Here is a 16786-nt window from a genome sequence, read left to right as displayed (position 1 = left end):
GTCAGTAGTTGACGGTTTCAATTTTCTGCGCTTCCCCAAAGCAGTGCTTAAAGGTGTATCACTTCACCATATGCTGCGGCAGCAGCCTCCATCACGGCTTCTGACATGGTGGGATGCGGGTGAACTGTCTTGATCAATTCATGGCCCGTAGTCTCCAGCTTTCTGATGGCCACAATCTCGGCTATCATTTCGGTGACATTGTAGCCTATCATGTGTGCTCCCAGCAGCTCTCCGTACCTGGCATCAAAAATAAGCTTTACAAAGCCATCCTTTGCCCCGGCTGCAGAAGCCTTACCTGAAGCCGAAAAGGGAAATTTACCAATTTTCAGTTCATATCCCGCTTCTTTGGCTTTTGCCTCCGTATAGCCCACAGATGAGATTTCGGGCAAACAATAGGTACAACCGGGGATATTGTTGTAATCCAAAGGCTCGGGATTTTCACCTGCAATCTTTTCCACACAAATGATGCCCTCAGCAGAGGCCACATGCGCCAGGGCAGGACCTGCGACCACATCTCCTATGGCATAGTATCCGGGCATATTGGTATTGTAATATTCATCTACCTTGATTTTACCCTTGTCTACCAGGATGCCAACATCTTCCAAACCACAATTTTCCACATTGGATACCACACCCACAGCAGAAAGCACCAGGTCACAATCGATTTTTTCCTCTCCCTCTTTCGTCTTTACGGTCACCTTACAGCCAGATCCCTTGGTATCTACCTGCGTCACCTCTGCACTGGTCATGACCTTTATCCCTTTTTTCTTGTAGATTTTCTCCAGGGCTTTGGATACTTCCTCATCTTCATTAGGCACAATGCGGTCGAGAAATTCCACTATGGTGACTTCCACTCCTATGGAACTGTACACATAGGCAAATTCAACTCCAATGGCACCCGAGCCCACGACCACCATCTTTTTAGGCATTTTGTCCAGTGTCATAGCCTTGCGATAACCGACAATCTTCTTGTTATCAATTTTCAGTGCCGGTAGCTCTTTGGACCTGCCGCCTGTGGCGATGATGATATGATCCGCGCTGTATTCGGTTTTCTTACCGTCCTTGTCTTCCACTTCCACCTTTTTTCCGGGCTTCACCTTTCCCCAGCCGAGGAGTTGCTCAATTTTATTCTTCTTCATCAAAAACTGAACACCTTTGCTCATGCCATTGGCTACATCGCGGCTTCTTTTGATCATGTCTTCAAACTTGACACTTGCCTTGTTCACAGAAATGCCGTAATCTGAAGCATGGTTGATGTATTCAAACACCTGGGCACTTTTGATCAGGGCCTTGGTAGGGATACAACCCCAGTTGAGACAAATACCTCCCAGTTCTTCAGCCTCTACCACAGCCACTTTCAGCCCCAGTTGAGAGGCACGGATTGCTGCTACATAACCTCCTGGACCACTGCCCAGCACAATGACATCAAATTTTGTTGAAGACATATGATTCGATTTTATTTCTTTTTTTGCTATGCAAATTTATAATAATAATGTTCAGAAAAAAATTTGGTTTTGATAATCAAAGCTGGCAGATTCCCAATGAAAGTACAGCACCTGAGAAAAACACCGAAGATGGAGAAAGCATTTTTGAGGTTGTCTTCTCCGAAGTTTTGGAATAAATACCTATTTTTGGAAAAGAAAAAACCTAAAAATTTTGAATATGGGATTACTTACAGGAAAAAAGGCCCTGGTAACCGGGGCTTCCAAAGGTATCGGAAGAGCCATTGCCATGCGTTTTGCAGAAGAAGGTGCTGACGTAGCCTTTACTTTTTTGTCCAGTGTAGAGAAAGGTCAGGAGCTGGAGAAGGAGCTGTCTGCCTATGGTATAAAGGCCAGGGGCTATAGGTCGGATGCGGCTGATTTTAAAGCTGCTGAGCAGCTCATCTCAGATGTACAGGCGGAATTGGGAGGCATTGATATCCTTGTAAACAATGCCGGGATCACGCGGGACAACCTGCTGATGCGGATGAGCGAAGAACACTGGGACGAGGTGATCAACATCAACCTGAAGTCCTGCTTCAACACCGTAAAAGCAGTAACCCGCAGCATGATGAAAGCAAAGGCAGGTTCTATTATCAACATCACCTCTGTAGTGGGTATCAAAGGAAATGCCGGGCAGGCCAATTATGCCGCCTCCAAAGCTGGAATTATTGGCTTTACCAAATCCGTGGCACTGGAACTTGGCTCCAGAAATATCCGCTGCAATGCCATTGCGCCGGGCTTCATAGAAACGGAAATGACTGCCGTCCTTGATGAAAAGACCGTTCAGGGCTGGCGGGATGCCATTCCTATGAAAAGGGGTGGAAAGCCTGAAGAAGTGGCCGACGCCTGTGTGTTTCTGGGTTCCGACATGAGCACCTATATTTCCGGGCAAACCCTGCAGGTCAACGGAGCCATGTATACCTGATCGATTTGATCACCCATTTGAACAAACCTTTAAACCCAAAATAACTATGAATTTGCTGAGATCTCTTTCCCGAAATTCCCTCAGGTTTCTGGCGATTACTTTTCTGGTATCGCCTTTCTACTGTAGCAACACGGGCTATGCCCAGGAAGCTGTAGAAGTATCCGATGAGGTGCTGCTTGAATTGTATAAGGGAGCCCGGGTCACGGATGTCGTTGATGGCCTGGTCACCGTAGGCTATATGGATGTGGGAGTCATGAAGCCCGATATTGCTCCCTTGTGGCGGGATGTGGAAACCATGGCGCATCGCTTTTCCGGCATAGCCGTGACCGTCCGCTACGGGCCTACCAACAGGCCCATGCACCCGGGAGCTGACCTGACCCAACCGGAAAATTATGAGGTATACCGGCAGTGGCGTGGTATGTGGTACTCCCAATTGTCTGCTGAGCCATTCGGCGAATTTATCAAACCGGGTACCGTGGTAGTCATGGACAACAGGGATGACAATGACACCGGATCAACCGGATCAAAAAATATCATGGACTGGCAGGAGAAAGGAGCCGTCGGTCTGGTTTCTGCCGGTGGAGTCCGCGACATAGACGAGATCATCCGGCAAAAAAATCCGGTGTATACCGACTACAGCAAAAGGGGAAGAGGTGAGCGCATAGGACGAAATGAGGTGATCGATGTACAGCGGCCGGTAGTGGTTGGCGGATGCACGGTCTACCCCGGAGATGTGATCGTGGCAGACTCAGACGGTGTTGTGGTGGTACCCCGGCGGGTGGCTGTCCGGGTAGGACAGATTGCATACATGGAGCTGGTAGATGACATCAAAGGCAGAAGGGAGCTTTTTGAGAAAACCGGAAGGACCTATGACCAAACGGTGGCTGTACCGGAGGATCCTGCCAGCTTCTTTAGAAAGCACGGCTTACCGGAAGACCCCAACAAACCCTGAGGGTAGCAGCTCTTACAGCTACCGGCAGGGCTGTTCGGAATTTTTAAGTCCTAACCCATATAATGCAGGATTTGGAATCCGGCGAACCGGATGCGGTACTAAACGGGTATGTGTAAAGGGGATCACTTGCAGCTTGCCGGGATTACAAATCCTTTATTATCTGTCCTCGGGATTGCAAACCCTGCTGACGCAATATTTAATAATTAAATACGCCGTACACCAATCCCAATACCGTTGCGGGGATTACAAAGCTCCCGTTATCTCAACCACGAGATCACAAATGCTGGGGAGCGGTTTCAATCGGAGAAACTATTTTTCTATTTTCTGTCCATCCAGTAGTTCGAAGCGGGACATTTTACTGATGTATTCCGGCACCATTTTTTTCATGTGTCCAACCAGTTGCATCTCATCTTCGGGATCGAACAGTGTTTCAAACAAGAGCATTTTTCTCTTGATTTCCTGGTAATTGCCCGGCCGGACAAGTGCTATCTTGATTTTTGGGTGATGGGTTTCCACAGACAATTCTCCGGAATCCAATACCTCTTCGTATAGTTTTTCTCCAGGACGCAGTCCGGTGATCTCAATCTCGATATCTTTTCCTGGTTTCTTGCCACTGAGGTAAATCATCTTCCTGGCAAGATCAATAATCCTGATCGGCTCACCCATATCAAAAACGTAGATCTCTCCCCCATTTCCCATAACGCCAGCCTCCAGTACCAGGTCACAGGCCTCCGGGATTGTCATAAAGTAACGGGTGACATCCGGATCGGTAACGGTAAGGGGCCCTCCACTTTTCAATTGCCGTTTAAACAGCGGGATTACTGAACCGTTTGATCCAAGGACATTCCCAAAGCGGGTCGTAATAAAACCTGTACTTTCTTGGTGCTGTTCCTTTTGAAATTTATCCAGGGATTGCACGTACATTTCGGCCAGCCTTTTGCTTGCACCCATCACATTGGTGGGATTCACAGCTTTATCGGTACTGACCATGACCATCTTTTTTACACCAAATGCCAGTGCACAATCGGCGACATTTTTAGTGCCCAGCAGGTTGCACTGTACGGCCTTGGCCGGGTACTTTTCCATCATCGGCACATGCTTTAAAGCAGCCGCATGGAACACGTATTCCGGTTGGAAATTTTCAAATACCCGTTTGACACCTTCAAGGTTAGTAACATCCTCTAATACCGCATGCAGGGGCAAGTCCCTGAATTCGTTCCGGATAAATACTTCCTGGTCGTGCAAGGGAGATTCGGCAATATCCAATAGGATCAACATTTCTGGTGCGCACCGGGCAATTTGGCGGGACAATTCACTCCCAATTGAGCCTGCTGCACCTGTGACCAATACCCGTTTCCCGGATATCATTCCAGACACCTTTTTATTTTTCAGACAAATTGACTCCCGACCAAGTAAGTCTTCTATTTTGACATCCCTCAGCGCCCCTGGGCTAAGGTTCCCTCCAACCCATTGATTTACAGGAGGTATGGTCATGGCATGGATATCCAATGCAATACAAGCGTCAATAATCTCCCTTCTACGTTTTGGAGTAAGCTCAATAATGGCAATGATCAACTCTTCCAGCTCATACTTTGCCGACAAATCGGCCAATTCATCAACATTTCCAAATACCGGCAATCCTTCAAAATACTTGCCCTTCTTACGTGGGTCGTCGTCCAGGAATCCGTAGACCAAATACCGGTAATGACTGTCCTTTACTACCGCCCTGTAGGTAATGCTACCCGCTTCTCCGGCTCCATAGATCAAAATTTTCTTTTTCGGAAGATCCATCCCCTTGAGTTTGTTTTTTCTGAAAAAATCTTTGACCAGCAAGCGATAGGTAATCAGAAAAAACAAAGAGAGCATGCCTCCAATGATCAGTACAGCGAATGGAACTACCCGCCCGCTACCATTAATAAATACGAGTAGAAAGTTTAACAAGCCTACGACCAGTACCGTGAAACCCACCGTACGTAAGATAAGCATCCCATCCATTATCCCGGTATGCCGTACGATTCCGGTATAACTTTTTGTCAGGAACATGACCAGAAGACCTACAAATACAAAGGTCATTGATCCCTGAAACACCTGCAAATTGGCCATTTGCAGCCAATCAAAATTGGTGGCCAGAAAATATGCGAAAAAAATGGAAATAAAGAGAATGATCGAGTCAAGACATGCGATAAGCCATCTGGGCAGAATGTTTATTTTCTTTGAAAAAAACATGGATAAAAACTTACGGTTAGTAGCTGTCAACAAATACCTGCCAAAGATAATGGTTTTTACTCTTACAAAAAAGCCATAAGTTATCTTTGAAAAATACTTTATTGAAAATATCTTTCCCGAACTGAGACGCTTTCCGCTGACTTCGTTTGGCTTTTTATTGCCAATGATACACGGCCTGAAGCTGCAGGGTGAAATTCCTGCTTGCCGGTGCTACAGCCTGCCACTGGTAATGATGGGACTTGATAAACTGGCCGCTAGCTGAAAAGTTAATGTTCTTTATTTTTTTCTCCCAAAACAACGCCAGGGCCAGATCGGTCCAGGGCGCCAGCGATGCATCCTCTCCATTTGCCGCATAATAGAAATCTGCATTTCTCGCCACGCGGTCAAAACGTACCCCGACCTTCTTCCAATCCTTAAAATATGCCAGCTCTATTGTCTGCATATTACTGCCCGGCCCCAGACCCACACCCAGCGGTTCGCCCCGGTGGGTAAAACCACGCAATCTGGAATGCCCGTGCCAGGTCAAGCCGGCATTGCCCGCATAGCGGACCAGCCGATTGATCGATTCCTGCTGCTGCGTCATTTCTCCGCGCAACTGAAAATGTCCATTTTGCAATGTCCAGATTTTCGTGAAGCCCAGCAGATATGCCCGGGCATGTTCGGGATTGAGAAAAAACTCGCGCCAGTTTAATGCATGATCGCGGCGTCCATATTCGAAGTAAAGCTCCGATTGCACCAGACGCAACAGCCATCTCCCGAACACGGCTATTTGCTGATCCCATTCGCCATTGGCGTTGACGAAACCATAGTTTTCCTTAATCAGTGGCATGATGACCGGGGCGAGTGCCCTCAGGCCAGAAGGCCGGTCCCTGTTGTAAATCTGGAAAGTCCGGGAAAATCCAAGAGATAAACCGTCGATCCATTTGGGAGACCAGGTAAAAAGCAAGGCATTCAGGTAGCGGGGGTCTTTGCGGTGCTGGCGATAAAATTGCTGATTGAGACTCTCCTCCTGAACTGGATCATATGCCGTGCTTTGCAGCCTCCCAAACAACAGTTGTGTTTCGAAAGAACCCAAAAAAGTTGGTAGCGGACTTCTGGTACCTATACTGAAGTGCGGAAAACCAGGCGCATGGTGGCTGAAGATCAGGGAATGAAATTGTCCCGGGCCCCACCAAATGCTGTTGGTCCCCAGGCTCAGCTCCCATTTGCGCCAATGGGCAGCCAGCTTGGTTTGCCCCCATCCCATACGCAACAAGGCTCCCCTATTGAAGCGCTCAGGGTAATTGATGGTGTTCGGATACCGGAAGTATTTGCGGTTGGTGGGCAGGCCATATGAGTCAGGAAACCCCTGGTAGGAACGGTTTAGCGCAAATACCAACTCTGGCTGAAAACGGAACTCCAACCAGTCCTTTTCGTATTGCAGGCCTGGATTCAGCCAAAGCTGGGGACCCCGGGAAGGAACCGTCAAATACGGATATGCCCCATAGGGCCGTTTTCCCGCATGCCCCAAAGAAGCTCTGAGCGGCAATAATTTCCAATTTTCCTTTATTTCTCTTCCAGCCGGCAGGCTGTCTCCCTCCACCAGTCGGGAAAGCGGCATTGCAAAGGGGCGGAGGGTATAGCTGGCGCGATTTTCTCCCATATTCAGAAGCTGAGCCCTTCTGCCGGCTTCTTCCAACATGGGCTCGCCTGCGAAGACCTGAGCCTGGAGGGACTGCATCCCTGTACCGACAAGTAAAAGGCAAAGAAAGGATAGGGTTCGTAGCATCTGTGGCGAAAGATAAAATTTTTTTAATAAAAGCGGGAAAGATTGGGAATCTTAAATTCGGTCTTCATTCCCGGCCCCTGAAGAATCGATTTGGGTAAATAGCCCATGTGTGATCTCTGGCCCCATATCGGACCGCATGGGTGCAAATGTAGGAAACGGTAGGTCAACGCCCCAACGACCCCACATTTGGAATATCAAATTGAGATTAAGCAGGCTTTGCGGTCCCGGGAGGGCAAGTAATAAATGATGTAGAGAATTTCACAGGTTACTTTGGCTTTACGAGCAAAGCATATCTCCCATAATCTGAATCTGAGGATTGCCAATCCCCGCGGGGAGACAGAGCGTCTGGTAGGAATTTGTAATGGCAAGTCAGGTAAAACAGAAATTGTGATCCTGAGGAAGAGAAGGTGTACACCCTGCCGGGTTCTTCACTCTGTCCCTTTTAGGCCATTTCCAATCCAGGTACGGCCATCGGGCACATTTCGGGTCACCACCGACCCGGCGCCTATTGTGACCCAGGACCCGATTTGTATTCCGGGCAATACGGTACTGCCGGCACCAACCAGACTACCCTCGCCCACCTGCACCCCACCACATAAAATAGCTCCGGGTGCCAGGTGTACAAAATCCGAAAGCCTGCAATCATGATCTGCCGATGCCCTGGTGTTGATAATTACCTGCTTGCCTGCATGGCTGTCTGCCTTTACAATGGCCCCTTCCATAAGGACCGTACCCGCTCCCAGCGATGCCCGCTTACTCAAGACAGCCGTACTATGAACAAGCGTAGCAAACTCTGCGCGGTCACGATAACGCAGGTAGAGGGCTTTCCGATGACTGTTGGTGCCCACAGCTATTAACAGGGGTTGGTCAAAAATGAAATCATCCGGTACCGGCCCCAGAACCTGAAATTCCATCAAACGGGACAAAGCAGGATTATCGTCAAATATACCAGTCAGCTCCGTATCTGCGCCTAGAAGGTCGATAATTGCTTTAGCATGGCCAGATGCACCGATAATATACATGGATATGGCAAAAGGTTCTACTTGTTCAGGCACTTTGTTTATTTCCCCTGAAGGGAATTACTGAGCGGCTATCCGATGGATATATGTGTTCCTGCCTGATCAGCGGGCGGATCGTCAGGAAAAGAATCCAGAGGTCCAGTATAAAGGTGCGGTGGTTTACATACCAGGTATCGAATCGGAATTTATCTTCCCAGCGCAGGCTATTACGTCCCTTGGCCTGTGCCAGTCCGGTAATGCCGGGCAAAACCTCATGGCGGCGATTCTGAGCGGCAGAATACAGGGGGAGGTACTCTGGCAACAGCGGCCTGGGTCCGACCAGGCTCATTTTGCCAGCCAGTATGCAAAATAATTGTGGCAGTTCATCCAAAGAATTTTGTCTCATCCATCGCCCCAGCCGGGTAAACCTTTCTTCATCTGGAAGAAGTCGTCCAATGCTGTCCCGCTCGTCGGTCATGGTTCGGAATTTCAACAAGGTAAATGGTCTGCCATATTGCCCTGTGCGGGTTTGCCTGAATAAAACAGGTCCTTGCCTCCTCGACCAGATCAGGAAAAACAAGACCAAAATAAGCGGAGAAAGCACCAACAATAAAAAAAGAGCCGCCAGAAAATCAAAAATTCTTTTCCCCATCATCATAACATTTTTTCAGAAGCCCTTAAGCTGTCACCGTGTAAAGAGAATATCACGTCCAATACCCGCCCCATTTCGGCGTCGGACAATCCGGTACTGCTGGGCAGGCAAATGCCCTGAGAAAACAGTGCTGCCGAAACTCCTGTCCCATAAAAAGGGCTTTGCCTGTACAAGGGCTGCAGGTGCATGGGCTTCCAAAGCAATCTGGATTCAATATTCTGGTCCCCGAGGGTAAGCATCAGCTCTCTGGCGGAAAATCCTGTTTCCTGTGGTTGTATGAGCAAGGTAGTCAGCCATCGGTTGGAAAAATATCCCTGCGGTTCATCCAAAAACTGTATGCCAGGCAGGTCCTGCAAGTATTTCTTGTACCGCTGATAAATAAACCTTCGCCTCGCTACCCTATCCTGTAGGGCTTCCAACTGGGCCAGTCCTATCCCGGCTGCAATATTGTTCATCTTATAATTAAAACCCAGTTCCGAATGCTCATAGTGAGGGTAATCAAGCTTCGCCTGGGTGGAAAGATAAGATGCCTTCTTGGCCATAAATCTGTTGTCAGTAAGCAATGCCCCACCACTTCCTGTTGTGATAATCTTATTGCCATTAAATGAAAAAATACCCAGATCACCGAAAGTACCGGCATGTTGTCCTCTTATAGCCGAACCCACGGCCTCTGCCGCATCCTCTATCACCGGTATCTGATATTTTTGACTAATTTCCCGAATCCGACCCCATTTAGCCGGCATTCCGAAGAGATTGACCACCAGAATTGCTTTGGGGCGTTTGCCGATGGCAAGGCGTTTTTTGATCGTTTCTTCCAGTATATCCGGACACATATTCCAGGTATCTCTTTCGCTGTCTACCAGTACCGGATTGGCACCCTGATAAACAATGGGATTGGTCGAGGCGATAAATGTAAAACTTTGACAGAGGACCTCATCTCCATGACCAACGCCGAGTAAGTGAAGCGCCAGGTGTATTGCTGAGGTACCAGAATTGATGGCCACCACATGCTCTGCCTGAAACAAACCGGCCAGGCGTTGTTCAAAAGCCTCTATGAATTCACCATGTGTCGAAATTTTCCCCTCATCCATAGCCGCCATCACGTGCGACAATTCATTCCCCTGAAATTCCGGAAAAGACAGGTGAATCCTTTCTGTGTGTTTCTCCATTCTTACGCATTAGTCAGGTAAAACTGACTAAAGATAGTAACAATTCTATTAAATTTAAATTATATGAAATCCATAGAAAGCGATGAGCTGTGCTTTTAAATTACCAAAATCAGATAATTTTTTCGTCAAAAAAATCAAGTACTTTTTATTATAGGTTTGGTGCATTTTCCTGATAACTAAAATCGGAACGCCGGGTTTAACCTGTTGAGCCTTTGGAAATATTTTTTTTATTTTTTTTTGCAATTTTTTTGATAAGCTGGTTTCGGATCAGCAAAAATGCCAAAATTACCGCCAGCATGAATAGCACCGAAGGGAGCCATCGAAAGGTGTCCAATCCAATAAAATACATCCATGTCCCGTTAATCAGCAACTGCAGCCCGGCATACGCCACGGCTACCACAACATGAGGCAGCCCGGCCTCGTTGGCCAGATATTGGTACAGGTGGCTGCGGTGGGGTAAAAAGATGTTTTCCCCGCGGAAGAAGCGGAGAATCAAAGTAATTACCGCGTCAAGGCCATATAGTGTAAAGAAAAAAAGGTAGGCCGGATTGCCCGTCAGAATGATCAACCGTATCATCAGGTAGCCGAGCACCATGGCCAGGCTGACAGACCCCACATCTCCGGCAAAACACCAGGCCTTCTTCCGCACATTGAACCAGGCAAATGCCAGACAGGAAAGACTCAGAAAGATTATTAAATGACGATCTGCCTCCATTTCCGGAACCAGCGCAAAACTACCCAGGCTGACCAGAGCATAGAGTACTGTAATCCCGTTGATCCCATCCATAAAATTGAATAGGTTGGTCCAGCCTATCAACATGAAAAAGATGAGCGGTACCCAAAGCCCAAGGCTCGCCCCATTTCCAAGATCCAGCAGCAGCAATGCGGTGGCCAGGAAATGCGCTGAAATACGGGGCAACTGATGGAGTGGACGGATATCGTCCCACATACTGACTCCTCCTACCAGCAGAATGGCAAGGGCCAATTGCCAGGAGGCAGCCCCCAGTAGCCAGGCCAGAACTACCGAAAGTACAAAGACAATTCCCCCACCACGAATGGTACTGCGGGTATGCGATGAACGCTCGTTAGGTTTGTCAACGATGCCAAAAATACTTGCCAGTCGAAAGTAAAGGAGCAAAGCTCCAACGAAAAAAACGAAAATAAGCGGGTATTGGTAGTACATGGATCTAAAAAAGAGCAGTGCAAAGGTAGCTTTTTTTTATGTAATTAAAAGGATGGAGTCGCGGACAATCAGCGGGGATCCAAATTCCAGGGAGCACACAGTTCGGAGTTTGCAATTCCGAGCCCAGATAATGCATGCAGGATTTGTAATCCTGCGGACGGAAGCATCAACAGTTAAAAACTCCTAGTAGCCTTCTCCCAATCGTTTATCGGATTGAAAATCCCGAGGGGCAGCTGTGCGGGATTGGGCCTCCTGCGGGCGCAAACACATGCCTACTCAATTGCTCCCTGGTCTCAGCCTTCCTGAGGTGATCCAAAACAGAAGTACCGCATCAAAAACAGCATGTGCGGTTATGGCTGATAAAATACCAGCCTGCTCGTACAAATGCCCAAAAATTCCGATAAGGCCTACCATAAGCAAACCGTAAACACTAATCCGCCAGTTGAAGGGATTCAAATAACCATGAATCAATACAAAAACTACGGCTGTGGGCCACAAACCCAGCAAGGGTTGCAGCCCGGCACGAAAAAACATTTCCTCCCCCAGCCCGGCACAAAAGGAAATGAAAACTATACCTCGCGCAGACCAGTTCCACTGATTGATCAGCTTGTGATACCTGACCCTCTCCTGTCTAAAAAACGGCCGTAAAATCAGCCACCTGGACAATTGCGCCCCCAGAAAGCCCGTCATCGCGCCTGCCAGAAGTTGTGCAGAAAAGGACCAATTCCCTGCCCAGAGTGCTGCGAGCTGCTGTTCCTGAAAAAAATACACTAATGCCAAACCGGCCAGTCCAAAACCCAGGAGGGTTATCCAGCCCAAAATCCACATTTTCTGATGCATAGGTGGAAATAAAATTAAAAAAGTGCCGGAAATGATCTTCCGACACTTTTAATATAATGATCAACTTCTCCCACCTCAGGAAGAGAAGCTAATATTCAGCGTAATGGGAACTGAGGCCAACGCCTTGCTTACAGGACAGTTTTCTTTGGCTGCTTCGGCAAGTTCTGTAAACTGCGCCTCGTCCATGCCAGAAACCTTACCTTTCAGGTCCAATACAATTCCAGTAATAGAAAATCCACCCTCCTCTTTTTCGAGCGTAACGGTAGCGGTGGTGTCCAATTCGTCTGCTTTAAGATCCTTACCCGCAATTTGAAAGCTGAGTGCCATATTGAAACAGCCGGCATGCGCGGCGGCAATCATTTCCTCGGGGTTGGTTCCCTTGCTGCCGTCCTCGTTTTCAAATCGGGTCTTGGCGCTGTAGGGAGACTTGTCAAAAAAACCGCTGGGAGATGACAGCGTACCACTACCTTCCAATCCTGTTCCTTTCCAGATTGCTGTTGCTTTTCTTTTCATGTTAATTTTCTGTTGATGGGTTAATCGATTAAAACTTATTCAAGATATCAATAATCTGGCAAAATAACTAAGCCTGCTTGCTAAAGCCTGTGTGTTTACAAGAAATCAACCAGGCCCTTATGCTATTTGTTCAAGCAGTTTCGAATGGCAGGGAGAGAAAAGCTGTTACCGGTATTCTGGAGTTAATCGTCAAAACACCTTTACTGCGAGGGTGACTTCAAGCTCTACTTCTTCTCCCAGAATTTGTTCAATTTCGGCTTTAATTGACTTTAACCTGGCCTCATTCATATTGCCTTCACCGACTATTTTTACAGTGAGCCTGACCGGATTTATCCCTCTCACCGTAATGTCCCGCAATACGGTTCCATTTACCTGATACCCATCCAGTGTAGAGATCACATCTTTTTCCCTTACCATATCCATAAAGCCAAAAAACAGCGGTAAACTGATGACTCCCACGACGATCAGGGAATAGGCGATACCTTTTCTGGCGAGGCGAAAGGGGCTAAAACCCAGCAATAAGAATGTCAATGCTGCCGCCATGACCATTCCTGCAAGGTTGGTCAGCAGCAAAAGCAAAGCTCCCTGAAAAATACTCCATTCCATCCATCCCAGACCGATGCCCGACACCGCCAGCGGAGGCACCAGAGCTACAGCGATGGCCACCCCAGCAAGCGTTTTGGCAATTTCCTCCTTGGCACTGGCGTAGGCACCCGCTATACCAGATCCAACGGCGATCCCCAAATCCAACAGGTTTGGTCGCACCCGGGCCATGATTTCCTCGTTGGAGATATTGAGGGGAGTCAGCCAGGTGATCAACATGGCGCACAGGTAGCCCAACAGCATGCCCCAACCAATGGCTTGAGCACTGCCGAGGATCAACTTTTTGTCCTGCCGCAGTACGCCCATGGACAGCGAAATGATGGGGGCCATCAGTGGCGCCAGGATCATTGCACCTATGATGACTGGGGAAGAGTTACCAAACAGCCCCAGCGTGGCAATAAAGGTCGACAAAACCATCAATACCAGATAGCTGTTGCTCGTACGGGAACTGGAGCGCAGGCTGGAAAACAACTCCTTGAACTCTTCAGTCGAGGCATGATGGATCAGCGGCAATTTTCTTTTCAGCAATTCATCCCTTACTTCGCCCCTGGGCAATACTTTTACCCTGAAAACATCTTCCTCGGAAACATTCCCTTCCATGTCCAGGTGCCTGCCAGGGAGCATTTTCAGTGCTTTGGGACTTACCTTCAGGTCCAGTTTTTTGGCCGTCAGCAACTTTCCGTCCTGGGCATATTCAATGGCATCGTCGCTGCAAATCGACAGGGCCGCCGTTTTGATATGCGCCGCAAAGGGGGGAAGACTGGTCTTTCCTTTTTTCCTGAAAAAACTATCCAGCGCAAACCATAACAAGCCGGAAATGCTCTTAGGGGCCAGGATCATGGCATGCATTTTCCCATCATTGATGTAGGAGTCCTCCAGCACCTTTCGGCTGAGCAGGTTGCTTTTGCCATGCTGCACGATCACCATTCCGATGGCTGCGGTATCCAGCTCTTCCTTGTCTTCAGCCTGGAGGATATAACGGTGAGATTTCACCATCCCAAATAGCCTGAAAAAATACCGGAATTTTTTCCAGAATCTCTCCCATCCATTTTTTGCTACGGTACTGCTCATCAGGCTCAGCGACTCTCCTATTACCACGGTATTGAATACAGGCCGGTCATTTAGTGTAAGCAGGTCTACATTGCGCGTATCTTCCGCCTCCAGCACCTGATCCAGGCAGTCCTCCAGATCATTGTCTACACCAAAACCCTGCCGGCCATGTACCAGCTCCGGATGTGGCAAAAGGGCAATGCGCCATTCATGTTCCAGCGCTATGGGCAGCAACTCCTTCAATTGTTCGTCCGACAGGTAGGTGACAACGAAATCCTCCTTTCCCAGGTCTACTGACAATGTTGTATTGAAGGCCAGCTTGAGCTTCAAATCGGCCCCCAGTCTGGGCACAATGGTTTCTGTCACCCGTTCTTCTGCCTCGGGGTCGTACAACAAGACAATGCTTTTCATTGGTGTATCATTGTTTCTTTTGATTGTATCTTATTCCTTCTGCTACCTGGGATCGAGTTATTTATGGATTAGGACAGCATTCTTTGCCTATTTATACAATGCTCTTCTCCAAGCAATCTTTTCCGCTTTGCTGTTTTTTATTGGTCTTGAGAACAGGCGTTACCGGACTGCTGCCAGCCTGAAACCGGTTTTGTTTGTAGGCGGGTTTGAATTTGCCATTGCGAAAAGAATTGTAGAGAGGTAACCTGATCCAGAGATCTTTTCCAAAAGTAAACGTAAAACGGTTCAGAAGCAAAAAAACCGTTCATCATGGGACAGGTGTAAAACAAAGGAGTTTTTTCACTTTTCAAATATAAAAAAAATAAAAAGCCGCTGAACAAACTGCTTTCCCATAAAGTAAAAAAGTCAAGTAAAAATGCATTTTTTATTTAAGATATTTTTCCACAATTTTGTTTCCCCCTGTTAAGGAGTATTCAAGTTTTTTCCACTTTCGGTTAAATGAAATTCAATGAATTCAGAAGCGACGGCTATATGGACTGAATGTTTGCGGGTAATCGAAAAACACGTTAATGAACAAAGTTTTTCTACCTGGTTTAAGCCCATTACACCCGCCCGAATAGACGGCTCCGTGCTGACCATTCAGGTTCCCAGTCAGTTTTTTTATGAATGGTTGGAAGACAATTATGTAGATGTCCTCAAACTGGCCATCAAAACAGTAATTGGTGCCAATGGGCGGTTGGAATATGCCGTAGTAGTAGATAAAGGCAACTCCCATAACCAGCCCTATATGGTCAGCTTTCCGCAGGGGGTAAGCAGTCCGGCAGCCAAAAAGAAAAAAGAGGTCCTGGCAGGAAGCCACAATCCTTTCGACCTTTCAAGTCTGGATGAAGAAACCACCCTGCAATCCAATCTCAGTTCCAATTATACTTTCAGCTCCTTTATAGAAGGAGACTGCAATCGCCTTGCGCGTTCTGCGGGATTTGCAGTAGCCAACAAGCCCGGCATTACTTCTTTTAACCCGCTGATGGTTTATGGAGGAGTAGGGCTTGGCAAAACCCATCTGGTCCAGGCTATCGGAAACGAGATAAAAAACGGCCCGGAGGATAAATTTGTCCTTTATGTTTCCTCGGAGAAGTTTGTCAACCAGTTTATGGACAGCATCAAGGATGGCAATATCAAGTCATTCACCAATTTCTACATGCAGGTCGATGTGCTGATCATCGATGACATACAGTTCCTAGCCGGCAAGGGTCGTACCCAGGAGATGTTTTTCCACATTTTCAATCACCTGCATCAGAACAAAAAGCAAATCGTCATGACTTCGGACTGTGCACCCAAGGATCTGATGGGCCTGGAGGAAAGACTGCTCTCCCGCTTCAAGTGGGGGCTGACAGCTGATTTGCAAATGCCGGACTTTGAAACCCGGATTGCCATAATCCGGAAAAAAATGCAATCTGAGGGCATTACCATCCCCAATAATGTAATCGAATATCTGGCCTACACCGTAGACACCAATGTCAGGGAACTGGAGGGAGTGATGATTTCTCTGATCGCCCATGCCTCCTTAAATCGTGTGGAAATAAGCCTTGACCTGGCAAAGACCATCATGAAAAATATCGTGAAGGACATAGAAACAGAAGTCAGTATTGAGTACATACAGCAATCCTGTTCTGAATACTATGGTATCAAGGTAGAAGAGCTGAAAGCCAAAACCAGAAAAAAAGAGATCGTGATCGCCAGACAGGTAGCCATGTATTTCAGTAAGGAATTTACCAATCACTCTCTCAAATCGATAGGGTACCATTTTGGAGGAAGGGATCACAGCACAGTGATACATGCCGTACAATCTGTAAATGACCTCATGGAGACAGACACCAATTTCAGAAATGCCATACAGGAACAGAAGAAACAATTTAAGATCAGGTCATATTAATGGATTTTAGCAGAAAGGGACGGACCAGGATAGCTCTGATTTTCAAATTCACCGACATTTTAAACCTACAATTTCCCAG

14 protein-coding genes are annotated in these 16786 nt (G+C 47.5%); 4 read left to right on the top strand and 10 right to left on the bottom strand.

Annotated features, from left to right (window positions below; genetic code table 11):
• Positions 1–47: 47 nt before the first annotated feature.
• Positions 48–1445, bottom strand: a complete 1398-nt coding sequence (gene lpdA / locus BUB19_RS14255; protein ID WP_073095241.1) for a dihydrolipoyl dehydrogenase — start codon at positions 1443–1445, stop codon at positions 48–50.
• Between the two features lie 47 nt (positions 1446–1492).
• Between lpdA and BUB19_RS24665 the strand changes: the two genes are divergently transcribed.
• From BUB19_RS24665 to BUB19_RS14245, 3 genes are read left to right on the top strand one after another with little or no spacing between them, the layout of a single operon-like run.
• Positions 1493–1621, top strand: a complete 129-nt coding sequence (locus tag BUB19_RS24665) for a hypothetical protein (protein WP_262485841.1) — start codon at positions 1493–1495, stop codon at positions 1619–1621.
• Between the two features lie 41 nt (positions 1622–1662).
• The gene (gene fabG / locus BUB19_RS14250) at positions 1663–2409 is read left to right on the top strand and encodes a 3-oxoacyl-[acyl-carrier-protein] reductase (RefSeq protein WP_073095240.1); all 747 of its coding nucleotides are present in this window, start codon (positions 1663–1665) and stop codon (positions 2407–2409) included.
• A 46-nt stretch (positions 2410–2455) separates the two neighbouring features.
• Positions 2456–3361: an RraA family protein gene (locus BUB19_RS14245; RefSeq protein ID WP_073095239.1), complete on the top strand. Its 906-nt coding sequence runs from the start codon at positions 2456–2458 to the stop codon at positions 3359–3361.
• A 309-nt stretch (positions 3362–3670) separates the two neighbouring features.
• Here the strand turns inward: BUB19_RS14245 and BUB19_RS14240 are convergent, their stop codons facing one another.
• The 9 genes from BUB19_RS14240 to BUB19_RS14195 form a co-directional block, all read right to left on the bottom strand.
• A complete protein-coding gene (locus tag BUB19_RS14240) occupies positions 3671–5587 on the bottom strand; it encodes a polysaccharide biosynthesis protein (RefSeq protein ID WP_073095238.1) in 1917 nt (638 codons plus the stop codon).
• 154 nt (positions 5588–5741) lie between these two features.
• Positions 5742–7355, bottom strand: coding sequence for a capsule assembly Wzi family protein (locus tag BUB19_RS14235; RefSeq protein WP_084097311.1), 1614 nt, complete (start codon positions 7353–7355; stop codon positions 5742–5744).
• Between the two features lie 428 nt (positions 7356–7783).
• On the bottom strand, positions 7784–8410 hold the full coding sequence (locus BUB19_RS14230) for an acetyltransferase (RefSeq protein ID WP_317041591.1): 627 nt from the start codon (positions 8408–8410) through the stop codon (positions 7784–7786).
• On the bottom strand, positions 8403–9011 hold the full coding sequence (locus tag BUB19_RS14225; protein ID WP_317041590.1) for a sugar transferase: 609 nt from the start codon (positions 9009–9011) through the stop codon (positions 8403–8405). Before BUB19_RS14225 ends, BUB19_RS14230 begins: the two co-directional genes overlap by 8 nt.
• The gene (locus BUB19_RS14220) at positions 9008–10174 is read right to left on the bottom strand and encodes an aminotransferase class I/II-fold pyridoxal phosphate-dependent enzyme (protein ID WP_073095235.1); all 1167 of its coding nucleotides are present in this window, start codon (positions 10172–10174) and stop codon (positions 9008–9010) included. Before BUB19_RS14220 ends, BUB19_RS14225 begins: the two co-directional genes overlap by 4 nt.
• 196 nt (positions 10175–10370) lie before the next feature.
• On the bottom strand, positions 10371–11357 hold the full coding sequence (locus BUB19_RS14215) for an MraY family glycosyltransferase (protein WP_073095234.1): 987 nt from the start codon (positions 11355–11357) through the stop codon (positions 10371–10373).
• Between the two features lie 276 nt (positions 11358–11633).
• A complete protein-coding gene (locus BUB19_RS14205) occupies positions 11634–12197 on the bottom strand; it encodes a CPBP family intramembrane glutamic endopeptidase (protein ID WP_073095232.1) in 564 nt (187 codons plus the stop codon).
• Positions 12198–12272: 75 nt separating this feature from the next.
• The gene (locus BUB19_RS14200) at positions 12273–12710 is read right to left on the bottom strand and encodes an OsmC family protein (RefSeq protein ID WP_073095231.1); all 438 of its coding nucleotides are present in this window, start codon (positions 12708–12710) and stop codon (positions 12273–12275) included.
• 189 nt (positions 12711–12899) lie between these two features.
• On the bottom strand, positions 12900–14774 hold the full coding sequence (locus BUB19_RS14195) for a TIGR00341 family protein (protein ID WP_073095230.1): 1875 nt from the start codon (positions 14772–14774) through the stop codon (positions 12900–12902).
• Between the two features lie 508 nt (positions 14775–15282).
• Between BUB19_RS14195 and dnaA the strand changes: the two genes are divergently transcribed.
• Positions 15283–16707 (top strand): chromosomal replication initiator protein DnaA, encoded by a 1425-nt coding sequence (gene dnaA, locus BUB19_RS14185; protein WP_073095228.1) that lies wholly within the window; start codon positions 15283–15285, stop codon positions 16705–16707.
• The last annotated feature ends 79 nt before the right edge of the window (positions 16708–16786 follow it).

The sequence above is a fragment of the Cyclobacterium lianum genome, from assembly GCF_900143075.1.
Classification (GTDB): Bacteria; Bacteroidota; Bacteroidia; order Cytophagales; family Cyclobacteriaceae; genus Cyclobacterium; species Cyclobacterium lianum.
The sequence above is the reverse complement of the archived record's forward strand: the minus strand, read 5'-3'. Positions and strand labels throughout refer to the sequence as shown.